General features: G+C 57.7%; 2 protein-coding genes and 1 pseudogene. All 3 read right to left on the reverse strand.

Annotation, left to right across the window (positions count from 1 at the left end; genetic code table 11):
* Nucleotides 1-343, reverse strand: a pseudogene (locus E1J61_RS35585) (hypothetical protein); the annotation flags it as partial.
* A gap of 26 nt (nucleotides 344-369) precedes the next feature.
* Nucleotides 370-885: a hypothetical protein gene (locus E1J61_RS35590; RefSeq protein WP_133098483.1), complete on the reverse strand. Its 516-nt coding sequence runs from the start codon at nucleotides 883-885 to the stop codon at nucleotides 370-372.
* 3 nt (nucleotides 886-888) lie between these two features.
* On the reverse strand, nucleotides 889-1,668 hold a 780-nt coding region (locus tag E1J61_RS37610; protein ID WP_165971611.1), incomplete at its 5' end, for a hypothetical protein.

The following is a 1,668-nucleotide window of genomic DNA, read 5'->3' on the forward strand; positions in this document are numbered from 1 at the left end:
CCTCTCGGATCCCTTGCATCAACTCTTTGCTGCTTCGTATGAGATTCAGAAGATCTACGTTCGGCAGATCTTCAGGCTTCAAAACCTTTGGATATAGCGGCTTCTCGACCTCGACTGAGAGATCCACTACGATCATCTCCAGCTTCTTCTCATCCGCATACTTGCGCGCATGCATCATGCCGACCAGGCCGGACTGCCCCGACAGTCCAGAAATGAACCCGGGAATCCGATTTATGAGCGGCATCGAGAAGTCGCGTATGCGAATCTGGTCTGGAATCGCCGCCTTCTTGAAAAACAGCACGACGGCCACGTCGATGCCTGGTGCCCCTTTTGTCTTTGTCATTCAGCTCTCTCTCCCCGAATTACCACTCAGCCTTTGCGCCAGGTAGCCCGTTCAAACAGGTCTGTGATACCCAAGCGCGCGGCAATCTTGACCGCGTATGTCTTCAGCAAAGATCTCTTCTTTGCCCCGGCTAGCTGGATGCGGCTGTACGCTTCGATCAGCCGCTCGACTGGCTTGCTGTAGTTCCCCTCTCCAGCAAGCCAACGGTACACGGCAGCAGGCTCGCGCCCCACGAGCACTGCAAACTCCTTCTTGTCCGATGGATTCTCAGGATCGAATCCGAGTTCGATCATGAACTGCCGAATGTCGAGCTGACGGACACTCGGCATGGATTCCGGATAGGCCTCGTATATCTCCAGCAACTGACAGACCGCCTTGTCTTCGATTGGCTCTTGTGGCCGTGATCTCATCTCAGCGAACTTCGCGCGTTGAAGGCCCAACTGCTCGCATGCCGCACTCACTGTCAGGCCATTTTTCAATCGCCACTTCTCGACCTCGATGTTCTTGATTGGTTCAGCCAAGTATCGGTCTGTCTTTTTCATAATTTAGGTTGTTGGTCGATTCCCTTTCGCCTGGCCAAAGCCGGAAAGGTCATCCGCCTGCATTTCCATTTCAAACAGGTCGTCGTCGCCCACCAGGGCGGCATGCTCAGCTGCGACGCGCTCGATACCTTCCTTTTCAGCCGGGGGTAAATGCCCTGCTGCCTCGAGTTTGCTCAGAGCTGCCTGCACCGTGGCAGGAGGCTCCGAAACAGGTCGCGGCTGTCGAAACGGCCTCAATTCCACTACGTTGTCCGGCAACTCATTTGCGGCCTGGCTTTTCAGCGCGAGCGCGTTCTTGAGCGCTTCTCGCTCCACCCCGTACCTGTCCAGGAGTGCCGCCAGTTCGCCCTCGCTATAGCCGGCCTCCAAAGCGGTCGCGCAGATCTGCTCACGGGCCCGGCGCTGTGCAGCCAGGGCGGATTCCAGCCGATCCATCTCGCCAACATAGGGCTTCATTTCGCCCAGCGGGTCGAATTCCCGTGCCAGAGTGCCACCACCGCGCCGAACGTCGCTCATGAACACCGCTAGAGCGTCCTCCGCGCCGACGTCGAGTCGTGCGGCTGCCGGCGAGATATGAACCAGAATGCGCGATTCCAATTCCGACATGACGCCGTTCATCTGCCGGTCCAAGTCGCAGTTTGCCTGAAGTAATACACGGAGAGCGATCTTCGGATCCGCAAGTTCCGGCGTACTGAGGGCCGCGCGCAGCGAAGCGGATAGATTCTGCCCGGTGGCGGACTCTACCAGCCCGGACACCATGGTCTGAACCCGGTCGATAAGCTG

The organism is Cupriavidus sp. L7L (assembly GCF_004353535.1).
Classification (GTDB): domain Bacteria; phylum Pseudomonadota; class Gammaproteobacteria; order Burkholderiales; family Burkholderiaceae; genus Cupriavidus; species Cupriavidus oxalaticus_A.

Excerpts from the sequence above, each read along its gene's own strand:
- E1J61_RS35590 (WP_133098483.1), bottom strand. The coding sequence starts at position 885 with ATGAAAAAGACAGACCGATACTTGGCTGAACCAATCAAGAACATCGAG.